Raw genomic sequence first — 20,257 nt, forward strand, 5'->3', positions numbered from 1 at the left:
ACATCGTGCGAAAATCTACGGCATGCGTCAAGCCAATCGCCTGCTCACCGTCGCCACGCCCGGCCGCGGCCTCGTCGAGATCACCGCCGAGGCGGCCGCCTTCGTCCGCGCCAGCGGCATTGCCAACGGCCTGCTCACCGCCTTTTGCCGCCACACCTCGGCCAGCCTGCTGATCCAGGAAAACGCCGACCCCGACGTGCGCCACGACCTCGACGCCTTCTTCACCAGACTCTCGCCCGACGGCCAGCCGGGCTGGCGCCACGACAACGAAGGCGCCGACGACATGTCGGCGCACATCCGCACCGCGCTGACCCAGACCAGCATCGGCATCCCGCTCGTCGACGGCCGCCTGGTGCTCGGTACCTGGCAGGGGCTCTTCCTCTGGGAACACCGCGACCGGCCCTACCGGCGCGAGGTCGTGCTGCACCTGATCGGCGAGTAGGCGCCCCCGAGTTGACCCAAGCCAAGGCGACACGCCGCGGCTGCCGCCAGAATCACGGCCATGAGACTCTTCTGGCTCATGTTTTTTTGCGCCTTGCCGGCCCTGGCCGCGCCGCAGCCACTCCAGGCCCTGATCGACGCGACGCCCGCGGGCGGCACGTTGCGCCTGGCGCCGGGCCGCTATGCCGGGCCGGTGGTCATCGCCCGGCCCATGACACTCGACGGCCAGGGCAAGGCGCGCATCGATGGCAGCGGCCGCGGCACGGTGCTGGCGGTACGGGCAGGCGGCGTGACCGTGCGCGGCCTGACGGTGGCCGGTTCGGGCGAGTCGCACGACAGCATCGATGCCGGCATCCTGATCGAAGGCGACGACAACCTGATCGAGTCCAACACGCTCGAGGACGTGCTGTTCGGCCTGCATGTCAGGCAGGGCAACCGCAACCGCATCCTGCACAACCGCGTCACCGGCAAGGACAAGCCGCTGGGCCTGCGCGGCGACGCGATCCGTCTCTGGAACAGCCGCCATAACCTGATCGAGGGCAATGTCTTCGAGCGGGCGCGCGATCTCACCTTCGCCAACTCGCCCGACAACCGCATCGCCGGCAACCGCTTTCATGACGGCCGCTACGGCATGCACATCGTCTTCTCGCCGCGGCTCGTGGTCGAAGGCAACCGCCTCGAGCACACCGGCACCGGCATCATCGTGCTTTACTCGCCCGACCTCACGGTGCGCGGCAACCTCGTTGCCCATGCGATGGCGGGCGGGGGCGGGGGCGTCGTCTTCAAGGAAAGCGACGACGCGCTGGTCGAGAACAACGAGATCATCCACTGCGCGGTCGGCCTGCAGGTCGACGCGCCGCCGCAGCCGATCGGCGTGCTGACGGTGCGCGGCAACCGCTTCGCCCACAACGTGATCGGCGCCTTCTTCTACGGCGAGAGCGGCGGCCACCGCTTCGAGCACAACCGCTTCGAGCACAACCTGACCCAGGTCGGCGTCAGCGCCGTCGGCACCGGCTCCGCCAATGTCTGGCGCGGCAACACCTGGAGCGATTACCAGGGCTTCGACCGCGACCACGACGGCATCGGCGACACGCCGCACGAGATCTGGCTGTTCGCCGACCGCATCTGGATGGAGACGCCGATGACCGCCTTCTTCCGCAATTCGCCGGCGCTGGAGTTGCTCGACTTCCTCGAACGGCTGGCACCGTTCTCCACGCCCCACCTGCTGCTGCGCGATGCCGCGCCGCGCATGCGCTGAGGCGAGCGGCGCCGCGAGTCCGCGCAGTCGGCCGCTTTGCGCTATGCTCGCCGCCATGAGCGATTGCGCATTGTGTGTCACCCCGGGTGGGGGAATCCTCTGGCAGGACGAATCCTGCCGCGTCGTGCTGGTCGAGGGCGACGAGGGCCGCGATTTCCCCGGCTTCTGCCGCGTCGTCTGGCAGGCCCACATCGCCGAGATGAGCGAACTGGCGGCGAGCGAACGGCGACATCTGATGAACGTGGTGTTCGCCGCCGAACTGGCCGTGCGCGAGGTCGTGCGGCCCGACAAGATCAACCTCGCCAGCCTCGGCAACGTCGTGCCGCACCTGCACTGGCACGTCATCCCGCGCTGGCGCGGCGACAGCCGCTTCCCCGCGCCGATCTGGAGCCCCGGAAGCCGCGCCGGCGCCGTGCCGCCGGCGCCGACTATTGAGCGCCTGCGTACCGCTTTCACCCGTGCGCTGGCGGAACTTCAAGCGGAGTCCTGAATGACCATCGAATTCAACCTGCCTCAGACGACCACCGCCCAGCCGCCCGCCTTCACCACTGCGGCGGATTGCGCCGAATGGCTGGAGGACCAGCCGGTCGGCCAGCAGGTGCAGATGCAGGCGGTGCTGCTGAAGAGCCTCAACCAGCTCAACCGCTACGCCCTGCCCGCCGGCGAGCGGCTCGCGATCCTCGAGTTGCTGCGCACGCCGGTGCATGCGACGCAGGAGGACAACGTGCGCCGCTTCGCCGGCAAGCCGCTGCCGCTGGGTCCGACCGAACAGGCCGCCTTCGATACGAGCATGGCCATCTGGAACGCCCTCGTCACCGGCTATCTGCATTGCCTCGCCGCATGCCTTGCCGGTGCGCCGGGCACGAAGCCGCTTTGGCCGCTGGCGGCGCAGCGCGCCCTCGCCGCGCTGGTCTGCGTCCAGACCGACACCTGCCGCGCCGGCCGCCAGCCGGCGCCAGGCTATTGGCGGACGCTGCACCAGGCCTATCTCGCCGCCGAGGACGCCGGCGTGGCAGGCATGGAAGTGGCCGATGCGCTGCGCTTGGGCAAGAACCCGGCGTCGCCGGTCGCGACCTGGGCCGAGGGCCTCCTTCTTTTCGCGGCTAGTCCCTACGAGATGCCGCAACGCCAACTCGGTTGGGTCGCGCGCTGGGCGGGCCGCTGGTCCGGCAAGCTGGTGGTTTACGCCAGCCCGCCGACCCTGTCGTCGCGGGCGATCCCGCTTTGCGTCGACCTCGATTCCGACGCACCGGCCCGGTACAAGCCCACCTTCACCCCGACCTCGCGCTTTCTCGACACCTCCGGTCTGCGCGAAAGCCTGAAAAAGCGCGTCGCCTTGCTCCAGCAAGGCGAGTCGCCGCAGGCCCTGCAGCTGGGCGAGGACTGTACCCAGCCGCTGTGCCAGGAGCTGCTAGTCCAGATGTACTACCACTGGTGCAAGGGTGGCGCGTTCCGCAACAATGAACGCCGCCCCGCCGAAGGCACTTGCGTCATCATCGGCGGCGTCGATGCCATCTACTACTACATCGCCGGGCGCAAGCCGTTCAAGCAGCCGGGCGGCGGCCCGCTCTCCGACACCGAGCTCCGCCACCAGCGCGACGAGATCGCCACCTTCGGCCGCGTCATAGAAACGATCCAGCCGGATGACTTCAGCCGCCAGCAGGGCTTCAACGTCGAGGAGTGGAAGATCATGGAGGAGTGGCGCATCCTCGATCAATCGTCCAGCGGCGTGCGCCTCCTGCGCCCCATCGCCCGTGCCGGCAGCCGCTTCGGCGGCGGCCAGCTCGTCGCCGTCCGCCCCGCGGACGCGCGCACGCTGCTGCTCGGCACGCTGCGCTGGGCCATGATCGACAGCAGCGAGGCGCTGCAGGCCGGCGTGCAGATCATCGCCGGGCAGCCACAGCCCGTCGCGGTGCGCGGCACCGGCGTCGACGCCGCCCGGGAAAAATACAGTCCGGGCTTCCTGCTGCCGGCCGTGGCCGCCCTCAAGGAGCCTGCCAGCCTTATCATCCCCGCCGGCTGGTTCAGGCGCGGGCGGGTCATCGAGGTCATGAACAAGCAGGCCGCGCAACTGCGTCTTACCGGCATGATCGATCGCGGCAGCGACTTCGAGCGCGCGAGTTACGAGAAAGTCTAGGCGGTCGCGACCCTGTTCGCCGGGAAAACTACCCGGAACGTGCTGCCCCGCCCCGGCTGGCTTTCGATGACCAGCCGCGCCTGGTGGCGTTCGAGCACGTGCTTGACGATGGCGAGGCCGAGTCCGGTGCCACCGGACTCGCGCGAGCGGCCGCGGTCCACGCGGTAGAAGCGCTCGGTCAGGCGCGGGATGTGCTGCGACTCGATGCCGATGCCGCTGTCGGTCACCGCATATTCGGCGCCGCCGTCGGGCAGCGCGTGCCACGCCAACACGATGAGACCGCCCGGCGGGGTGTAGCGCACGGCATTGCTGGCGAGGTTGGCGCAGGCGCTGCGCACCTCGGAAGCAGAGCCGCGCAGCCCGGCCGGGCCGCTGTCCTCGAGGCGGATGTCGTGGCGGCCGGCCGACAGCGCGACGACTTCTTCGCGCACCTCGGCCAGCAGCGCCCGCATGTCGACGACCTCCTCGGGTGGCGGCGGCGCGCCGGTTTCGAGCACGGAGAGCGTAAGCAGGTCGTCGATCAGCCGCTGCATGCGTCCGGCCTGGTCGGCGGCGAGCGACAGGTAGTGCGCGGCCTCGTCGGCCGGAATCTCTCCCGCCCCCGGCCCGATGCCGTCGCGCAATGTCTCGATGAAGCCCTTCACTACCGTCAGCGGCGTCTTGAGCTCGTGCGAGACGTTGGCGACAAAATCGCGCCGCATGGTCTCGAGCCGTTCGAGCTGGGTCACGTCGCGCGTCAGCAGCAGGATGGAACCGGCGCCGAAAGGCGCCGAGACGATCTGCAGCGCCCGGCCCAGGCGCCGCAGATGCAGCGGGACGCCGTGCTGCGTGGTGTCGAGGAAACGCACGAACTCGGGCTCGCGCATCAGGTTGGTAATCGGCGTGCCGCGGTCGCGGCCGGGATCGAGGCCGAGGTCGGCGGCGGCCCGGGGGTTGAGCCATTCGATGCTTTGCGCGGCACCGAGGATCACCACGCCTTCCGGCAGCGCCTGGGTCAGGGCCTCAAGGCGATCGAGTTCATCCTGCAACTGGCGGCGCGACTCGGCCGCCCCGCGCGCCCGCTTGTGCAAGGCGACGAAGGCGTCGCCCCAGAGGCCGCCGGCGTCGGGTACCGGCGTGCCCAGCGGCGCCTCGGACCAGCGGATCAGCCGCACCAGCTGGACATGATTGCGCAGCAGCAAGGCCGCCGCCACCACGCCGAGCCCGGCGCCGATCACCCACCCGAGTGCGGTCACGCCGGCGTGGCCTCCACCGAAAGACGATAGCCGCTGCCGCGCACGGTCTGCACCAGGCCATCGAGGCCGCTGGGTTCGAGCGCGGCACGCAGGCGGCGGATATGCACGTCGACCGTGCGCTCCTCGACGAAGACATGGTCGCCCCAGACCTGGTCGAGCAGCTGAGTGCGAGTGTGCACCCGCTCCGGATGGGTCATGAGGAAATGCAGCAGGCGGAATTCGGTCGGACCCAGGGTCAGCTGCTCTCCCTGCGCGACTACCCGGTGGGTGACGGGGTCGAGGCGCAGACCGCCGACCTCGACGGCGTCGGCCGTGGATTGCGGCTGGCGCCGGCGCAGCACGGCCTGGATCCGCGCAAGCAATTCGCGCGGGCTGAACGGCTTGGTGACGTAGTCGTCGGCGCCGACTTCGAGGCCCTGGACCTTGGCGGATTCCTCGCCGCGCGCCGTGAGCATGATGATCGGCACGTCGCGCGAGCGCGGGTCGGCGCGCAGGCGGCGGGCGAACTCGAGGCCGCTGATGCCCGGCAGCATCCAGTCGAGCAGGATCAGGTCGGGCAGGGTCTCGCGGACTGCGCGTTGCGCCGTTTCGGCGTCGAGCGCGGTACTCACCTCGTGGCCTGCGCGTTTGAGGTTGGCGGCGATCAGCGTCTGGATGGCGGGCTCGTCTTCGACGATCAGGATGTGGGCGGGCATGGCTGGGCGGATCGACTGAACTAGTGGCGACGAGAGGCAGTCTATTGCGAAGGCGTGAAGCTTTTGTGACAGCCGCCGCCTGGGCGAGCCCGCGTAAGCTATCATAGGCCCCTTGAAAACAAGAGCTTAAGCACAGATTTAAGCTTGACCAGACCCTGAGAGAGAAAACACCATGGCCGGACTCGACACCAAGACCCCCCACCCCACCGAAATCAAGCTGCACCAGCGCTCGCACCTGCTGGAAGTGAGCTTCGCCGACGGCAAGACCTTCAAGCTGCCCTTCGAATTGCTGCGCGTCTATAGCCCCTCGGCCGAGGTGCGCGGCCACGGCCCCGGCCAGGAGACGCTGCAGACCGGCAAGCGCAATGTCGAGATCGCCCATGTCGAGGCGGTCGGCAACTACGCCATCCTGCCCTTCTTCTCCGACGGCCACGACACCGGGATCTACTCCTGGGACCTGCTCTACCATCTGGGCGAGCACCAAGGCGACCTCTGGGCCGACTACCTGCAGCGCCTCGACGCCGAGGGCGGCAGCCGCGACGTCGACACCACCAACGCCATCAAGCCGCAGAAGTCCGGCGGCTGCGGCAGCGGCGGAGGAAGCTGCAGCAGCCACTAAAGTTAGGAATTTCATGACCAACCAGACCCACTTCGGCTTCGAAACCGTCGCCGAGGAAGAGAAGGCCGGCCGCGTCGCCGGCGTTTTCTCTTCCGTCGCCCAGAAATACGACATCATGAACGACCTGATGTCGATGGGCCTGCACCGCCTGTGGAAGATGTTCGCCATCGAGATCTCGGGCGTGGGCAGCGGCGACCGCGTGCTCGATGTCGCCGGCGGCACCGGCGACCTGTCGGCCGCCTTCGCCAAGCGCGTCGGACCGACGGGCGAAGTCTGGCTCACCGACATCAACAACGCCATGCTCACGCGCGGCCGCGACCGCCTGCTCGACGCGGGTGTGCTCGGCCCGGTGGCGCAGTGCGACGCCGAGAAGCTGCCCTTCCCGTCCGACCACTTCGATTGCGTCACCGTCGCCTTCGGCCTGCGCAACATGACGCACAAGGAGTCGGCCATCGCCGAGATGCGCCGCGTGCTCAAGCCCGGCGGCCGCCTGCTGGTACTCGAGTTCTCCAAGGTGTGGAAGCCGCTCGAACCGGCCTACGATTTCTACTCGTTCAAGATCCTGCCCTGGCTCGGCTCAAAGGTGGTGAACGATCCCGATTCCTACCGCTACCTCGCCGAGTCGATCCGCATGCATCCGGACCAGGCGACGCTGAAGTCCATGATGGAAGGCGCAGGACTGGCCCGCGTCGATTATTTCAATCTCACCGCGGGCGTGGTCGCCCTGCACCGCGGCTACAAGCTGTAGTGCCTCGCCCCCTCAAGGAGACAGCATGAAACGCCTCTATCTCGCCCTCTTCGCGGCCTTCATCGGCCTTGGCCTCACGGTGCAGGATGCCGAAGCGAAGCGCCTCGGCGGCGGCGGCTCGTTCGGCATGAAGCGCGACAGCACGGTGATGAAGCGCGATGCCGCACCCGCGGCGCCGGCCGCGCCGACGCAAGGCAGCGCTGCCGCCGCCAAGCCCGCCACGCCGGCGACCCCGCCCGCTACCCAGCCCTCGGGCATGCGCAAGTGGCTCGGCCCGATCGCAGGCCTGGCCGCCGGCCTCGGCATCGCCGCCCTGCTTTCCCATTTCGGCCTCGGCGAAGGCATGGCCACCATGCTGATGATCCTGCTCGGCGTCGTCGCTGTCGTCTTCGTCGTCAAGCTGCTGCTGCGCAAGAGCCAGCCGCAGTCCGGCATGCGTTACGCGGGCGCGGGCGCCCAGGGCGATATGGGGCGCGTCGAGCCAGCCCACTTCGAGCCTGCATCCGCCGCAAGTGTCGGCGCTGGCGGGACGGCGGCGAGCATCCCCGTCGGTTTCGACGTCGAGGGCTTCCTGCGCCAGGCCAAGCTCAACTACATTCGCCTGCAAGCCGCCAACGACCGCGGCGACATGGACGACATCCGCAACTTCACCTCGCCCGAGATGTTCGCCGAGATCCAGATGCAGTACGAGGAGCGCGGCCGCGGCAAGCAGGAGACGGATGTGCAGCAGCTCGACGCCACGCTGCTCGATGTCAGCGAAGAGAATGGCCGCCATGTCGCCAGCGTGCGCTTCTTCGGCCGCATCCGCGAAGTTGCCGGCGGACCGGTCGAGGCCCTCGACGAGGTCTGGCACCTGAGCAAGCAGGTCGACGGCAGCGGCGGCTGGGTCATCGCCGGCATTCAACAGTTCCAGTGATGTTCGGCCCGCTTTCGCTCGCCGCCCTCAACCACCTGCTGAACCAGGCGGACTGGGCGCGGGCGAAGCTGCTCCCGTTCGCCGGTCGCCGCGCGCGGCTGGCGATGCCACCGTTCCAGCTCGATTTCGCCATCCGCGAAGACGGCTATGTCGAAGCCAGCACCGAGACGCCCGACGTCGTCATGACCCTGCCGGCGGATGCCCCACTGCGTGCGCTGCAGGGGCAGGAACAGGTCATCGCGGCGGCACGCGTCGAGGGCAACGCCCATCTCGCGACCGAGCTCTCCTTCGTGTTGCGCAACCTGCGCTGGGACGCCGAGGAGGATCTGTCGCGCGTCGTCGGCGACATCGCCGCCCATCGCCTGGTGCAGGGAGCGAATGTCGTCGCCGGCTGGCAAAAAAGCGCCGCCCGCAATCTCGCTGAAAACGTGGCCGAATACCTCAGCGAGGAAAACCCGCTGGTCGCGCGGCCGCAGGATCTCGCGAGCCATGTCGGCGAGCTGGCGGAGCTGCGCGACAAATTGTCGCAGCTGGAAAAGCGCGTTCACAAGCTGTCGCTTTAGCCGTAGTATTCCGGCGCCCGAACTCCCACGTTCAAGGAGAAGACCCATGCGCAAGACTTTGCTTGCCGCCGCCCTCGCGGCCGTATCCGTTTCTGCCTTCGCCCAGGAAGGCAATCTGCTGCAGGAAGTGCGCCAGACCGCGATGAGCATGCCACCCAAGCTGCTCGAGGTGCTGGACGCCGAAATCAAGAAGTCCGGCCACGCCGAGGCCATGGTGGTCTGCCGCGACAAGGCGCCGGCGATGGCCAAGGCGCTGTCCGAAGCCAAGGGCATGCAGATCCGCCGCGTCAGCCTGAAGAATCGCAACCCCAAGGCCGTGCCCGACGCCTGGGAGCGACGCGTTCTCGAGGACTTCGAGAAGCGTACCGAGGCCGGCGAGAAGCCTGGTTCACTCGAGGCGAGCGAGATCGTCAGGGAAGACGGCAAGCGCGTGATGCGCTACATGAAGGCGCTGCCGACGCAGGATCTCTGCCTCGCCTGTCACGGCACCGAGGATCGCCTCGACAAGGACGTCAAGGCCAAGCTCAAGGAACTCTACCCGGACGACAAGGCGGTCGGCTACTCGGCCGCGCAGATCCGCGGCGCGATCACCGTCAAGAAGGCGCTCTAAGCTCCACAACCGGCGCCTCGGGAATCGAAGGGCGGCCCGCGGGTCGCCCTTTTTGTTTCAGAGCTCGTTGGTGAATTTCGCCCAGAGCTTCCGTCTCTCGTTGGGCTCGAGTTCGACCCAGAAGTGATAGACCCTTGGCAGCTTGTCGCCGCGGATCTCGACCTTGTGCTTGCCAGTCGCGAGCTTGAGTTCCTTCAGCGGCGGCGCCGAGCCGACCGTCTTGCCGTCGACCAGCACTACGCCGTGCTCGCCGGGCGGGACGATTTCGAACACCAGCGTGGCGACCGGGCCTGCAGGATCCTGCGGCTTGCTCGGTTGCTGCTGCGCCGGCGGCGGCTTCTGCGTGCGCACCGTCGATGACGGCGCTACCCTCGCCGCCGCGCTAGGCTTCGCGGGAGCCGAAACGGCTGCAGGCGGGGCAACCGTCGTCTGCGTCTCCGCGGCCGGCGCCTGAGCCACCGGTGTGTGAGCGGGCGGAGCCAGCGTCGGCACGGAACGCGTCAAGGCGAACAACCCCAGCAAGGCTAGGACCGCCACGGCCCCGATGGCGGCGAGTTTGCCTTTGCTACCCTTGCCGCCCTTGGCCGAAGATCGCGCAGGCGCAGACGACGCGGTGGCCGCGGGCTCCGGTACGGGCGCCTCGCCGAGCAGGGCACGGCGAAACTCGGCGACGTTGCACGGGCGTGCGACCTCGTCGACTCGCAAGGCCCAGTCGATCGCGGCCAGGAAGGCGGGGCTGAAGCGTCCGGCCGCAGCGGCCGCGGCCGGCATCATGATGTCGTCCTTGACGCGACTCGGCGCTTCCAGCGGCTTCTGGCCCGTCACGAGCCAGTAGAGGACGCCGGCGAGCGCATAGAGGTCGGTCCACGGACCTTGGGCGCCGCGCGTGTGGTACTGCTCGAACGGTGCATAGCCGGGGGTGACGATGCTGGTCAGGCTCCGGCTGGGAACGCCCGTCGTCTGGCGCGCCGCACCGAAGTCGAGCAGCACCAGACTGCCGTCGCCATCGCGAACATAGATGTTGGCGGGCTTGATGTCGCGGTGTACGACGCCGGCATCGTGCACGATGGCGAGGCCGTCGAGCAGCGGCAGGAACATGCGCTTGAGGGCCGCTTCGTCGACCGGACTGTGGCCATGCAACCACTCCCGCAAGGACTCGCCCTGCTCGTAGTCCATGACCATGTAGGCCGTTCGGTTTGCCTCGAAGAAGCGTGTGACGCGGACGATGTTGGGGTGGCGGAAGCCCGCGAGTACCCTGGCCTCGGCGAGGAAGCGCTCGAGTCCGAGTCGATAGGCTTCGGTGTCGGCGTCGGACCGCGGCAGCACGCTCTGGCCGTCGGCGCGGACCGCGAGGTCGTTGGGCAGGTATTCCTTGAGCGCAACCTGGCATTGCAGGTTGTTGTCGCGGGCGCGATAGCTGATGCCGAAGCCGCCGGCTCCGAGCAGGGCCTCTATGGTGTATTCGTGCAGCGCGAATCCCAGCGGCAGGGCGATGTGGCTGGCGGTCGGCGGGTTGCTCGGAGCATCGCCGGCGAAAGGCAGCGCTGGCGCGACGGTGAACGTGCCGTCGAGGTCGAAATCGACACGCGCGCCGCGTGGCGTGGTCGGGATCGTTTCGTCCTGCGAAGGGTCGGAAGCCACGGCTTTCCCTGCGAACCTGTGCTCGGACGGTCATTCTACGCCGCAGCGACGGCCGGGCAATGCATGAGCGGAAACGAGGTGCAAGCAAAAAAAACAAAGGCAGCCGCAGCTGCCTTTGTCCTGATGCCGGCGGAATACCGCGCTCAGTGTGTGCTCTTGCGCAGGCGCTGGATGGCCGCGAGCTGGGCGACGGCCTCGGCCAATTCCGACTGGGCGCGGGCGTAGTCGAGTTCGGCGCTGCGATCGGCCAGCGCTTCCTCGGCCTTGCGCTTGGACTCGCTCGCCTTGACCTCGTCGAGGTCGTGGCCGCGGATGGCAGTGTCGGCCAGCACGGTGACCAGCCCCGGCTGCACCTCGAGGATACCCCCGGCGACGAAGATCAACTCTTCCTCGGCCTGGTTCGGCAGCTTGAGACGCACCGCGCCCGGCTTGATGCGCGTCATCAGCGGCATGTGGCCGGGCAGGATGCCCAGCTCGCCGACTTCACCCGGCAGCACGACGAACTCGGCCAGGCCGGAGAAGATCTTCTCTTCCGCGCTGACGACATCTACATGAACGGTGATTGCCACGGTTGGCATCCTTGTCGTTGATTACTGGAGGGTCTTGGCCTTCTCGAAGGCTTCCTCGATGCCGCCGACCATGTAGAAGGCCTGCTCGGGCAGCTGGTCGCACTCGCCTTCGGCGATCATGCGGAAGCCCTTGATCGTGTCCTTGAGGGTGACGTACTTGCCGGGCGAACCCGTGAACACTTCGGCGACGAAGAAGGGCTGCGACAGGAAGCGCTGGATCTTGCGGGCGCGACCGACCAGCAGCTTGTCCTCGGGGGCGAGTTCGTCCATGCCGAGAATGGCGATGATGTCACGCAGTTCCTTGTAGCGCTGCAGCGTGGCCTGCACCTTGCGGGCGGTCGCGTAATGCTCCTCGCCGACGACCAGCGGGTCGAGCTGGCGCGAGGTCGAGTCGAGCGGATCCACGGCGGGGTAGATGCCGAGCGAGGCGATGTCGCGCGAGAGCACGACGGTCGAGTCGAGGTGGCCGAAGGTGGTGGCCGGGCTGGGGTCGGTCAGGTCGTCCGCCGGCACATACACGGCCTGGATCGAGGTGATCGAGCCGACGCGGGTGGAGGTGATGCGCTCCTGCAGGCGACCCATTTCCTCGGCCAGGGTCGGCTGGTAGCCCACCGCGGAAGGCATGCGGCCAAGCAGCGCGGACACTTCGGTACCGGCCAGGGTATAGCGGTAGATGTTGTCGACGAAGAACAGGATGTCGCGGCCCTCGTCGCGGAACTTCTCGGCCATGGTCAGGCCGGTCAGCGCCACGCGCAGGCGGTTGCCCGGCGGCTCGTTCATCTGGCCGAACACCATGCCGACCTTGTCGAGAACGTTGGACTCCTTCATCTCGTGATAGAAGTCGTTGCCCTCGCGGGTGCGCTCGCCGACGCCGGCGAACACCGACAGGCCGGCATGCTGCTTGGCGATGTTGTTGATCAGTTCCATCATGTTCACGGTCTTGCCGACGCCGGCGCCGCCGAACAGGCCGACCTTGCCGCCCTTGGCGAACGGGCAGACCAGGTCGATCACCTTGATGCCCGTCTCGAGCAACTCCTGGGAGGGGGAGAGTTCGTCGAACTTGGGCGCCTTGGCGTGGATCGGGCGCTTCTCGTCGAACTGGATCGGACCGGCTTCGTCGATCGGACGGCCGAGTACGTCCATGATGCGGCCGAGGGTGCCATGGCCGACGGGAATCGAGATCGGCGCGCCCGTGCTCTTGACGCTCATGCCGCGGCGCAGGCCGTCGCTTGATCCCATGGCGATGGTGCGGACGATGCCGTCGCCGAGCTGCTGCTCGACCTCGAAGGTCAGGCCAGGCTCGGCGTTGCCCATATTGGCGTCGTCGAGGATAAGGGCATCGTAGACTCTGGGCATGGAGTCCCGAGGAAATTGAATGTCCACCACCGCGCCGATGCACTGAACGATGTTTCCGTTGCTCATGGTCGTTTCCTTGATTTCAGTAATTCGTTACGTCGCGATCAAACCGCCGCCGCGCCACTGACGATCTCCGAAATCTCTTTGGTGATCGCCGCCTGACGCGCCTTGTTGTAGATCAGCTGCAGTTCCTTGATGACGTTGCCGGCATTGTCGGTGGCGGACTTCATCGCCACCATGCGCGCGGACTGCTCCGACGCCATGTTTTCGGCCACCGCCTGGTAGATCAACGCCTCGGTGTAGCGCACGAGCATCTCGTCGATGACGACGCGCGCCTCGGGCTCGTAGAGGTATTCCCAGCTGCCCGCCGGGGTGCCGAGGCGCTCGCCGGTCAGCGGCAGCAATTGCTCGAGAACGGGCTCCTGCTTCATGGTATTGATGAAGCGGGTGTATGCAACGTAGATGACATCGAGCTCGTCGTTCTGGAAGGCATCGACCATGACCTTGATCGGTCCGATCAGCTTCTCCAGGTGCGGCGTGTCGCCCAGAAAGACGACGTGCGAGACCACCTTGGCGCCGAGGCGCTGCATGAAGCCGAGACCCTTGTTGCCGATGGCGGTGACGCGGATTTCGTCTACACCCTCGGACTCCCATTGGCGCATGGCATTGAGCGACATGCGCAGCACGTTGGTGTTGAGGCCGCCGCACAAGCCCTTGTCGGTGGTGACCACGATCAGGCCGACGCGCTTGACCGGCTCGCGCTTCGACAGGAAGGGATGGTGGTACTCGGTGTTGTTGGCCTGCGAGAGGTTGGCCGCCAGTTGACGGATCTTCTCGCTGTAGGGACGGGCGGCACGCATCCTTTCCTGCGCCTTGCGCATTTTGGACGCAGCCACCATCTCCATGGCCTTGGTGATCTTCCGGGTGTTCTGGACCGACTTGATCTTGGTCCGGATTTCCTTGCCGCCTGCCATGATTAATCCTTAGGCCCAGTTCTTCTTGAACTCGGAAACGGCGCCGGTCAGCAAGGCCTCGGCGTCCTTGTCGATATCCTTGGTGTTGGCGATCTTGCTCATCAGCTCGGAATGGCTCTGTTTCATGTACTGATGCAGGGCCGTTTCGAAAGCGAGGATCTTGTTGACCGGAACATCGTCGAGGTAGCCGCCGTTGACCGCGAACAGCGAGACGCCCATCTCGGCCACGGACAGCGGCGAGTACTGGGTCTGCTTCATCAGTTCGGTCACGCGACGACCGCGCTCGAGCTGCTTCTTGGTGGCATCGTCGAGATCGGAAGCGAACTGGGCGAAGGCCGCGAGTTCCCGATACTGCGCCAGAGCGAGACGGACGCCGCCGCCGAGCTTCTTGATGACCTTGGTCTGGGCGGCGCCGCCAACGCGTGACACCGAGACACCGGCGTTCATGGCCGGGCGGATGCCCGAGTTGAAGAGGTCGGTCTCGAGGAATATCTGGCCGTCGGTAATCGAGATCACGTTGGTCGGGACGAAGGCGGAGACGTCACCGGCCTGGGTTTCGATCACCGGCAGCGCCGTGAGCGAACCGGTCTTGCCCTTGACTTCACCGTTGGTGAACTTCTCGACCCATTCCTCGGAGACGCGCGCGGCGCGCTCGAGCAAACGCGAGTGCAGGTAGAACACGTCGCCCGGGTAGGCTTCGCGGCCCGGCGGGCGGCGCAGCAGCAGCGAGATCTGGCGATAGGCCCAGGCCTGCTTGGTGAGGTCGTCGTAAATGATCAGGGCGTCCTGGCCGCGGTCGCGGAAGTACTCGCCCATGGTGCAGCCGGTATAGGGGGCGATGAACTGCATCGCGGCGGAGTCCGAGGCGGTCGCGGCGACGACGATGGTGTATTCCATCGCACCGTATTCCTCGAGCTTGCGCACCACGTTGGCGACCGTCGAAGCCTTCTGGCCGACCGCCACGTAGATGCAGAGCATGTTCTGCCCCTTCTGGTTGATGATCGCATCGACAGCCACCGCCGTCTTGCCGGTCTGGCGGTCGCCGATGATCAGCTCGCGCTGGCCACGGCCGATCGGCACCATGGAGTCGATGGCCTTGAGACCGGTCTGCACCGGCTGCGACACCGACTTGCGCCAGATCACGCCCGGCGCGACCTTTTCGATCTTGTCGGTCATCTTGGCTGTGATCGGGCCCTTGCCGTCGATCGGCTGGCCGAGAGAGTTGACCACGCGGCCGAGCAGTTCGGGGCCGACGGGCACTTCGAGAATGCGGCCCGTGCATTTGACAATGTCGCCTTCGGTGATGTGCTCGTAGTCGCCCAGAACCACGGCGCCGACCGAGTCGCGCTCGAGGTTCAGCGCCATGCCGAAGGTATTGCCGGGGAATTCCAGCATTTCTCCCTGCATGACGTCGGTGAGGCCATGAACGCGGCAGATGCCGTCGGTCACGGAGACCACCGTGCCCTGGGCGCGGAGATCGGCGCCGGCCTGCAGGTTCTGGATCTTGTTCTTGATCAGTTCGCTAATTTCGGAAGGATTGAGCTGCATGGATAACTCCTTAGTTCCTCAGCGCGGCGGCCATGGTGGCCAGCTTTCCGCGCACGGAGGCGTCCAGAACCTGGTCGCCGACTTCGACACGAACACCACCGATCAGCTCGGGGTCGAGCTTGATCGCAGGACGCAGTTTGGTCTTGAAGCGGGCTTCCAGATCGGAGAGCAGTTTCTGTTGCTGGGCGTCGTCGAGCGGGAATGCGCTGAAGATCACGGCGTCCTTGACGCCTTCCTCGGCACTCTTGAGGCTCTCGAAGAAGATGGCGATCTCCGGCAGCACAGCGAGGCGTTCGCTGCCGGCGAGAACCTGGATCATGTTGGCCACGTCAGCCTCCACCGCACCACCGAGCAGCGCGGTGACGAGATCCGCCTTCTGTTTTGCGGTCAGGTTGGGGTTGCCTATGCAGGCCGCGACCTCGGCGTTGCCCATGACGGCGGACAACTGCCCGAGGCGCTCGGACCACAGGCCCAGCTTGCCTTGTTCTTTGGCCAGGCGGAAGACCGCTTCGGCATAGGGGCGCGCGATGGTGACGATTTCGGCCATGATCCTAGAGTTCCTGCTTCAGGCCGGACAGCATGTCGGCATGGGCGGCGGCATTGACCTCGCGGCGCAGGATCTTCTCCGCGCCGGCCACGGCAAGTTCGGCCACCCGATCGCGCAGGGCGGAGCGGGCACGCTCGGTGTCCTGCTCGAGTTCGGCCAGCTTGGCGTCGTAGACCTTCTGGGCCTCGGCGCGCGCCGTGTCCTTGGCTTCCTCGACCATCTGCGCGCCGCGCTTCTCGGCTTCGGCGAAAATGCCCGCAGCCTTTTCCTTGGCTTCGCGGATGGTATCCGCGGAACGCTTGGAAGCGAGCTCCAGATCGTGCTTGCCGCGTTCGCCGGCGGCCAGGCCGTCAGCAATCAGTTGCTGACGATCGGCCATCGCCTTCTGCAGCGGCGGCCAGACGTATTTCATCGTGATCCAGATGAACAGGGCGAACCATATCATCTGGCCGATGAGGGTTGCGTTGATGCTCACGCCAACCTCCTAGTCAGGTGGAAAACGTTGAGGATCAGCCCTTGACGATGGCGATGAAGGGGTTGGCGAACAGCAGGAACAGCGCAATACCCACACCGATCATGGTCACGGCGTCGAGCAAACCGGCGACGATGAACATCTTGACCTGCAGCGTCGGGATCATTTCCGGCTGACGCGCGGCGCCTTCGAGGAAGCGGCCACCGAGAATACCGAAACCAATGGCGGTACCGAGCGCGCCGGCACCGATCAGGATGGCGACGGCGATGGCGGTGTTACCCAGCAGCATGGAAAGGGCTTCCATTATTTCTCCTTTAACGTAGGTACGGGGTTAAGCGAAAATGAATCAATGCGATTCCGAGGCCATCGACATGTACACGATGGTGAGCATCATGAAGACGAAGGCCTGCAGGGTGATGATCAGGATGTGGAACAGCGCCCAGGGCAGGGCCAGCGGCAGCTGCCAGATGCCAAGCAGGGCGATGAGGATGAACACCATTTCGCCGGCGTACATGTTGCCGAAGAGACGCAGGGAAAGCGAAATCGGCCGCGCGACTTCCTCGACCACGCGGAACAGCAGGTTCACCGGGGCCAGCTTGGCGCCGAACGGCACGGTAAAGATTTCGTGCATGAAGCCGCCGACGCCCTTGACCGCGAAGTTCATGTAGATCGTGATCAGGAACACCGTGATCGACATGGCGAAGGTCAGATTGGGGTCGGTGGTCGCCACGACCTTGAGGAAAACGTGATGCGGATCGGCACCAACCGTATTCACGGCGACCGCCTTCGCGGTTTCCGGCAGGAAATCGACCGGGATCAGGTCCATGGCGTTCATGACGAACACCCAGACGAAAATCGTGATGGCCAACGGGGCGATCAGCGGGTGGTTGCCGTGATAAGTGTCCTTGACCTGCTGATTGACGAAGGACAACACCATCTCGAAGAAATTCTGCCAGCCCCTCGGCACGCCGCTGGTGGCACGGCTGGCGAGGACCGCCATCGAGCCGAAGACCAGCAGGCCCAGGGCGCCGGAAACGATCAGGGTATCGAGGTGCCACGTCCAGAAACCGGAGCCGACCTTGAGGTTGGTCAGGTGGTGGACGATGTATTGGGTAATGTTGAGGGTTTCGCCGGAAGCCATGGTTTTTTCAATCCGCTTAGCGTTTTTTCAGCAGTGCGACCCAGTAGACGCCGAAAGTCAAAATGTAGGCCAGAAACAGCGGCAGTGCCGGTACATCCCGCCAGGCCAAAAACACCAACATAAACAAGGCCATTGTGACGGCGAACTTATAACCCTCGCCGAGCACCTGCGCCCGATACAGTTTTCCCGCTTCCCCTTCGCTGTGCCGTAGCGCACGCCAGACATAAGCAGCGCCGGCCAGAACTCCAATCCCGCCGCCGACCACCGCCGAAACCGCGGCGGCACGACCTCCGAGCAAGCCAGAAACCGCCGCCGTAACCAACGCCAGCATCGACTGCCAGCCAAGGATCCAGCGTACCTGCGAACCAACCTGCGGATGCATCGTCAGTCCAAACGACTTTCGAATATTAGGAGGCGTTAATACAGTTGTCAATATGATTTATCGATTCATTATATAAATTTTATTGCTGCATGTGCACACTTATTTCATGCGCGCCAACAGGCCTTCGAGCTGGTCGAGACTGCCGAAGCGTATCGTCAGGCTGCCGGCACCCTTGCGGTTGGCGGCGATCTTTACCGTCGCGCCCAGGCTGTCGGCCAGCTCTTCCTCGAGGCGCAGCAGGTCGCGATCCAGCGCCTTCGCCGCTGCCTTGTGCTGCGGCGGATTGAGGGTACGCGCCACCATGCGCTCCGTCTCACGCACCGAATAGCCCTTGTCCACGACTTGTGCCGCCACCCTGCCCTGCTCGCTCTTGGGCAGCGGCAGCAGGGCGCGGGCATGGCCCATTTCGATGTCGCCGGCCATCAGCATGTCCTGCGCCGGCTTCGCCAGCTGCAGCAGGCGCAGCAGGTTGGTCGTCGCGGGACGCGAGCGGCCGACAGCGTCGGCCGCCTCCTGATGGGTCATGGCGAATTCGTCGATCAGTCGCTGCACACCGGCAGCCTCCTCCAGCGGATTAAGGTCCTCGCGCTGGATGTTCTCGATCAGCGACATGGCCAGAGCTGCATCGTCCGGGATCTCGCGAATCAGCACCGGTACTTCGGACAGGCCGGCAATCTGCGATGCGCGCCAGCGCCGCTCGCCGGCGATGATCTCGTAGCGGCCGCCGCTGACCGGCCGCACGGAAATGGGCTGGATCAGGCCCTGGGCCTTGATCGAAGCCGCCAGTTCCTCGAGCGAACCCGGGTCCATGCGCGTGCGCGGCTGGTACTTGCCGGGCTGCAGCGCCGTCACCGGCAGGGTTTCCTGGCGGTGGGCGTCGGCGGTGTTGTTGGCGGCCAGCAGGGCATCGAGGCCGCGGCCCAGGCCTTTCATTTTCGGAGGACTCATTGTTCATTCTCCCAGGTAGCTACGCGCTCGATCATCTCGCTCGCGAAAGTCATGTAAGCCTGCGCACCTTTGGCCGCCTTGTCGAACAGCACGCCGGGCACGCCGTGCGACGGCGCCTCCGCCAGGCGCACGTTGCGCGGCACCAGCGTCTTGAACACCTTGTCGCCGAAATGCTGCTCAAGCTGCTGCGACACCTGGTTGGCCAGCAGGGAACGCGGATCGAACATCACCCGCAGCAGGCCGATGATGCGCAGGTCGCGATTGAGGTTCTTGTGCACCTGCTTGATGGTGTTGACCAGGTCCGACAGGCCCTCCAGTGCGTAGTACTCGCACTGCATCGGGATGATCACGCCGTGCGCGGCGCAGAGGCCGTTGAGCGTCAGCATCGACAGCGAAGGCGGGCAATCGATCAGCACAAAATCATAGTCGGCGCTATGGTTGGCGAGCGCTTGCTTGAGCCGTAGTTCCCGCTGGTCAAGGTTCACCAACTCGACCTCGGCACCAGCCAGGTCCCGGTTGGCGGGCAGCACGTCGAAGCCGCCGCTGGGCGAAGTGGCGCGCGCCTCGGCCAAAGCGGCGAGACCGAGCAACACGTGGTAGACCGAGCGCGGCAACGCCCGTTTGTCGATGCCGGCACCCATGGTGGCATTACCCTGCGGGTCGAGGTCGATCAGCAGCGTGCGCTTGCCGGCCATCTGCAGGGCGGCGGCGAGATTGACCGAGGTCGTGGTCTTGCCAACCCCACCCTTCTGGTTGGCGATCGCGAATATGTGCATGGTCAAGTCTTCTCCAGGACAAGCAGATGGCGTTGGGCGTCGAGCCCCGGCACCGAAAGGTCATGGCTGCTGGCGAGTCGCCAGCCAGCCGGCAATGCGGCGACCTCGTCGGCCGGATACTGCCCTTTCATTGCGAGCAGCCGTTGCGAGAGATGCCCGGCATAGCGAACGAAATCGGCGAGACTGGCAAAGGCGCGCGAGATGGCTGCATCGAACGTCTCGTTAATGGCTTCTGAACGGGCGCAGTGAATGCTCACATTGGAGAGGCCGAGTTCGATTTTCGTCTGTTGCTGAAAGGCGGTCTTCTTCTGGCTGGCCTCGATCGAGGCGACCTCGAGCTCCGGCCGAACGATGGCCAGTACCAGCCCCGGCACCCCGGCGCCGCTGCCCACGTCGACCAGCCGCCGTATCGCAGGCACCGACTTTTCCAACCTCGGCAGAACGGCCAACGAGTCGAGCAGGTGATGCGTCACCATCTCGTCCGCCTTGCGTACTGCCGTCAGATTGTAGGTGCGATTCCATTTCGCCAGCAGATCGAGGTAGGCGAGCAACTGCCGTTCCGCCCCGTCGGACAATGTCAATCCCAGCGCGGCGATGCCTGCGTGCAGTTGTTCCGCCGGCGTCATGCCGTCGCCTCCGATCCCCAAGCGCAGTCGGCTGCGTCATCGTGTCGGCGACCGG

The 20,257-nt window shown here is 66.0% G+C and carries 24 protein-coding genes; 9 read left to right on the forward strand and 15 right to left on the reverse strand.

All coding sequences use genetic code 11. The features are described 5' to 3' along the window. Window positions 1–22 precede the first annotated feature (22 nt). Genes EJE94_RS03510 through EJE94_RS03525 form a run of 4 tightly spaced genes read left to right on the forward strand, consistent with a single transcriptional unit; the run spans window position 23 to window position 3,836 of the window. Window positions 23–442 (forward strand): secondary thiamine-phosphate synthase enzyme YjbQ, encoded by a 420-nt coding sequence (locus tag EJE94_RS03510; protein ID WP_121240086.1) that lies wholly within the window; start codon window positions 23–25, stop codon window positions 440–442. Window positions 443–502: 60 nt separating this feature from the next. Then, the gene (nosD, locus tag EJE94_RS03515) at window positions 503–1,699 is read left to right on the forward strand and encodes a nitrous oxide reductase family maturation protein NosD (protein WP_121240087.1); all 1,197 of its coding nucleotides are present in this window, start codon (window positions 503–505) and stop codon (window positions 1,697–1,699) included. 55 nt (window positions 1,700–1,754) lie between these two features. After that, on the forward strand, window positions 1,755–2,189 hold the full coding sequence (locus EJE94_RS03520; RefSeq protein WP_121240604.1) for an HIT family protein: 435 nt from the start codon (window positions 1,755–1,757) through the stop codon (window positions 2,187–2,189). Beyond that, window positions 2,190–3,836 carry a cyclic-di-GMP receptor FimW-related protein gene (locus tag EJE94_RS03525; RefSeq protein ID WP_121240088.1) on the forward strand — a complete coding sequence of 549 codons (1,647 nt, stop codon included), beginning with the start codon at window positions 2,190–2,192 and terminating at the stop codon, window positions 3,834–3,836. Here the strand turns inward: EJE94_RS03525 and phoR are convergent. Further along, window positions 3,833–5,071 (reverse strand): phosphate regulon sensor histidine kinase PhoR, encoded by a 1,239-nt coding sequence (phoR, locus tag EJE94_RS03530; RefSeq protein WP_121240089.1) that lies wholly within the window; start codon window positions 5,069–5,071, stop codon window positions 3,833–3,835. The genes EJE94_RS03525 and phoR overlap by 4 nt on opposite strands. Next, the gene (gene phoB, locus EJE94_RS03535) at window positions 5,068–5,766 is read right to left on the reverse strand and encodes a phosphate regulon transcriptional regulator PhoB (protein ID WP_121240090.1); all 699 of its coding nucleotides are present in this window, start codon (window positions 5,764–5,766) and stop codon (window positions 5,068–5,070) included. The genes phoR and phoB overlap by 4 nt, the downstream gene beginning before the upstream one ends. A gap of 172 nt (window positions 5,767–5,938) precedes the next feature. Here phoB and EJE94_RS03540 point away from each other — a divergent pair, with 172 nt between their 5' ends. The 5 genes from EJE94_RS03540 to EJE94_RS03560 are packed head-to-tail and all read left to right on the forward strand — an operon-like array spanning window position 5,939 to window position 9,222. Continuing rightward, window positions 5,939–6,385: a gamma-butyrobetaine hydroxylase family protein gene (locus tag EJE94_RS03540; RefSeq protein ID WP_121240091.1), complete on the forward strand. Its 447-nt coding sequence runs from the start codon at window positions 5,939–5,941 to the stop codon at window positions 6,383–6,385. Between the two features lie 13 nt (window positions 6,386–6,398). Then, the gene (gene ubiE / locus EJE94_RS03545; protein WP_121240092.1) at window positions 6,399–7,133 is read left to right on the forward strand and encodes a bifunctional demethylmenaquinone methyltransferase/2-methoxy-6-polyprenyl-1,4-benzoquinol methylase UbiE; all 735 of its coding nucleotides are present in this window, start codon (window positions 6,399–6,401) and stop codon (window positions 7,131–7,133) included. Window positions 7,134–7,158: 25 nt separating this feature from the next. Further along, entirely contained in the window at window positions 7,159–8,049 is an 891-nt protein-coding gene (locus EJE94_RS03550; protein WP_121240093.1) for a Tim44 domain-containing protein, read from the forward strand. Continuing rightward, window positions 8,049–8,612, forward strand: a complete 564-nt coding sequence (locus tag EJE94_RS03555; RefSeq protein WP_121240094.1) for a ubiquinone biosynthesis accessory factor UbiJ — start codon at window positions 8,049–8,051, stop codon at window positions 8,610–8,612. Before EJE94_RS03550 ends, EJE94_RS03555 begins: the two co-directional genes overlap by 1 nt. Before the next feature lie 46 nt (window positions 8,613–8,658). Then, complete coding sequence (locus tag EJE94_RS03560; protein ID WP_121240095.1) at window positions 8,659–9,222, forward strand: Tll0287-like domain-containing protein; 564 nt, start codon at window positions 8,659–8,661, stop codon at window positions 9,220–9,222. Between the two features lie 57 nt (window positions 9,223–9,279). Here EJE94_RS03560 and EJE94_RS03565 read toward each other — a convergent pair whose 3' ends face one another. The 13 genes from EJE94_RS03565 to rsmG form a co-directional block, all read right to left on the reverse strand. Beyond that, entirely contained in the window at window positions 9,280–10,863 is a 1,584-nt protein-coding gene (locus EJE94_RS03565) for a serine/threonine-protein kinase (RefSeq protein WP_121240096.1), read from the reverse strand. A gap of 143 nt (window positions 10,864–11,006) precedes the next feature. After that, on the reverse strand, window positions 11,007–11,432 hold the full coding sequence (locus tag EJE94_RS03570; protein WP_121240606.1) for a F0F1 ATP synthase subunit epsilon: 426 nt from the start codon (window positions 11,430–11,432) through the stop codon (window positions 11,007–11,009). Window positions 11,433–11,453: 21 nt separating this feature from the next. Further along, on the reverse strand, window positions 11,454–12,854 hold the full coding sequence (gene atpD / locus EJE94_RS03575; RefSeq protein ID WP_121240097.1) for a F0F1 ATP synthase subunit beta: 1,401 nt from the start codon (window positions 12,852–12,854) through the stop codon (window positions 11,454–11,456). Between the two features lie 38 nt (window positions 12,855–12,892). Next, complete coding sequence (gene atpG / locus EJE94_RS03580; RefSeq protein ID WP_121240098.1) at window positions 12,893–13,762, reverse strand: F0F1 ATP synthase subunit gamma; 870 nt, start codon at window positions 13,760–13,762, stop codon at window positions 12,893–12,895. 9 nt (window positions 13,763–13,771) lie between these two features. Further along, entirely contained in the window at window positions 13,772–15,310 is a 1,539-nt protein-coding gene (atpA, locus tag EJE94_RS03585; RefSeq protein WP_121240099.1) for a F0F1 ATP synthase subunit alpha, read from the reverse strand. Between the two features lie 10 nt (window positions 15,311–15,320). Continuing rightward, entirely contained in the window at window positions 15,321–15,857 is a 537-nt protein-coding gene (locus EJE94_RS03590) for a F0F1 ATP synthase subunit delta (protein ID WP_121240100.1), read from the reverse strand. A 4-nt stretch (window positions 15,858–15,861) separates the two neighbouring features. Next, entirely contained in the window at window positions 15,862–16,332 is a 471-nt protein-coding gene (locus tag EJE94_RS03595; RefSeq protein ID WP_121240101.1) for a F0F1 ATP synthase subunit B, read from the reverse strand. A 34-nt stretch (window positions 16,333–16,366) separates the two neighbouring features. Continuing rightward, complete coding sequence (gene atpE, locus EJE94_RS03600) at window positions 16,367–16,633, reverse strand: F0F1 ATP synthase subunit C (protein ID WP_121240102.1); 267 nt, start codon at window positions 16,631–16,633, stop codon at window positions 16,367–16,369. A 42-nt stretch (window positions 16,634–16,675) separates the two neighbouring features. Continuing rightward, window positions 16,676–17,470, reverse strand: a complete 795-nt coding sequence (gene atpB, locus EJE94_RS03605) for a F0F1 ATP synthase subunit A (protein WP_121240103.1) — start codon at window positions 17,468–17,470, stop codon at window positions 16,676–16,678. A gap of 16 nt (window positions 17,471–17,486) precedes the next feature. Next, complete coding sequence (locus tag EJE94_RS03610) at window positions 17,487–17,852, reverse strand: ATP synthase subunit I (protein WP_121240104.1); 366 nt, start codon at window positions 17,850–17,852, stop codon at window positions 17,487–17,489. A gap of 99 nt (window positions 17,853–17,951) precedes the next feature. Then, a complete protein-coding gene (locus tag EJE94_RS03615; RefSeq protein WP_121240105.1) occupies window positions 17,952–18,800 on the reverse strand; it encodes a ParB/RepB/Spo0J family partition protein in 849 nt (282 codons plus the stop codon). Continuing rightward, the gene (locus tag EJE94_RS03620; protein ID WP_121240106.1) at window positions 18,797–19,576 is read right to left on the reverse strand and encodes a ParA family protein; all 780 of its coding nucleotides are present in this window, start codon (window positions 19,574–19,576) and stop codon (window positions 18,797–18,799) included. Before EJE94_RS03620 ends, EJE94_RS03615 begins: the two co-directional genes overlap by 4 nt. A gap of 2 nt (window positions 19,577–19,578) precedes the next feature. Next, complete coding sequence (rsmG, locus tag EJE94_RS03625) at window positions 19,579–20,202, reverse strand: 16S rRNA (guanine(527)-N(7))-methyltransferase RsmG (RefSeq protein WP_121240107.1); 624 nt, start codon at window positions 20,200–20,202, stop codon at window positions 19,579–19,581. Window positions 20,203–20,257 lie beyond the last annotated feature (55 nt).

Source organism: Sulfurisoma sediminicola, from assembly GCF_003865015.1.
GTDB classification, from domain to species: Bacteria; Pseudomonadota; Gammaproteobacteria; order Burkholderiales; family Rhodocyclaceae; genus Sulfurisoma; species Sulfurisoma sediminicola.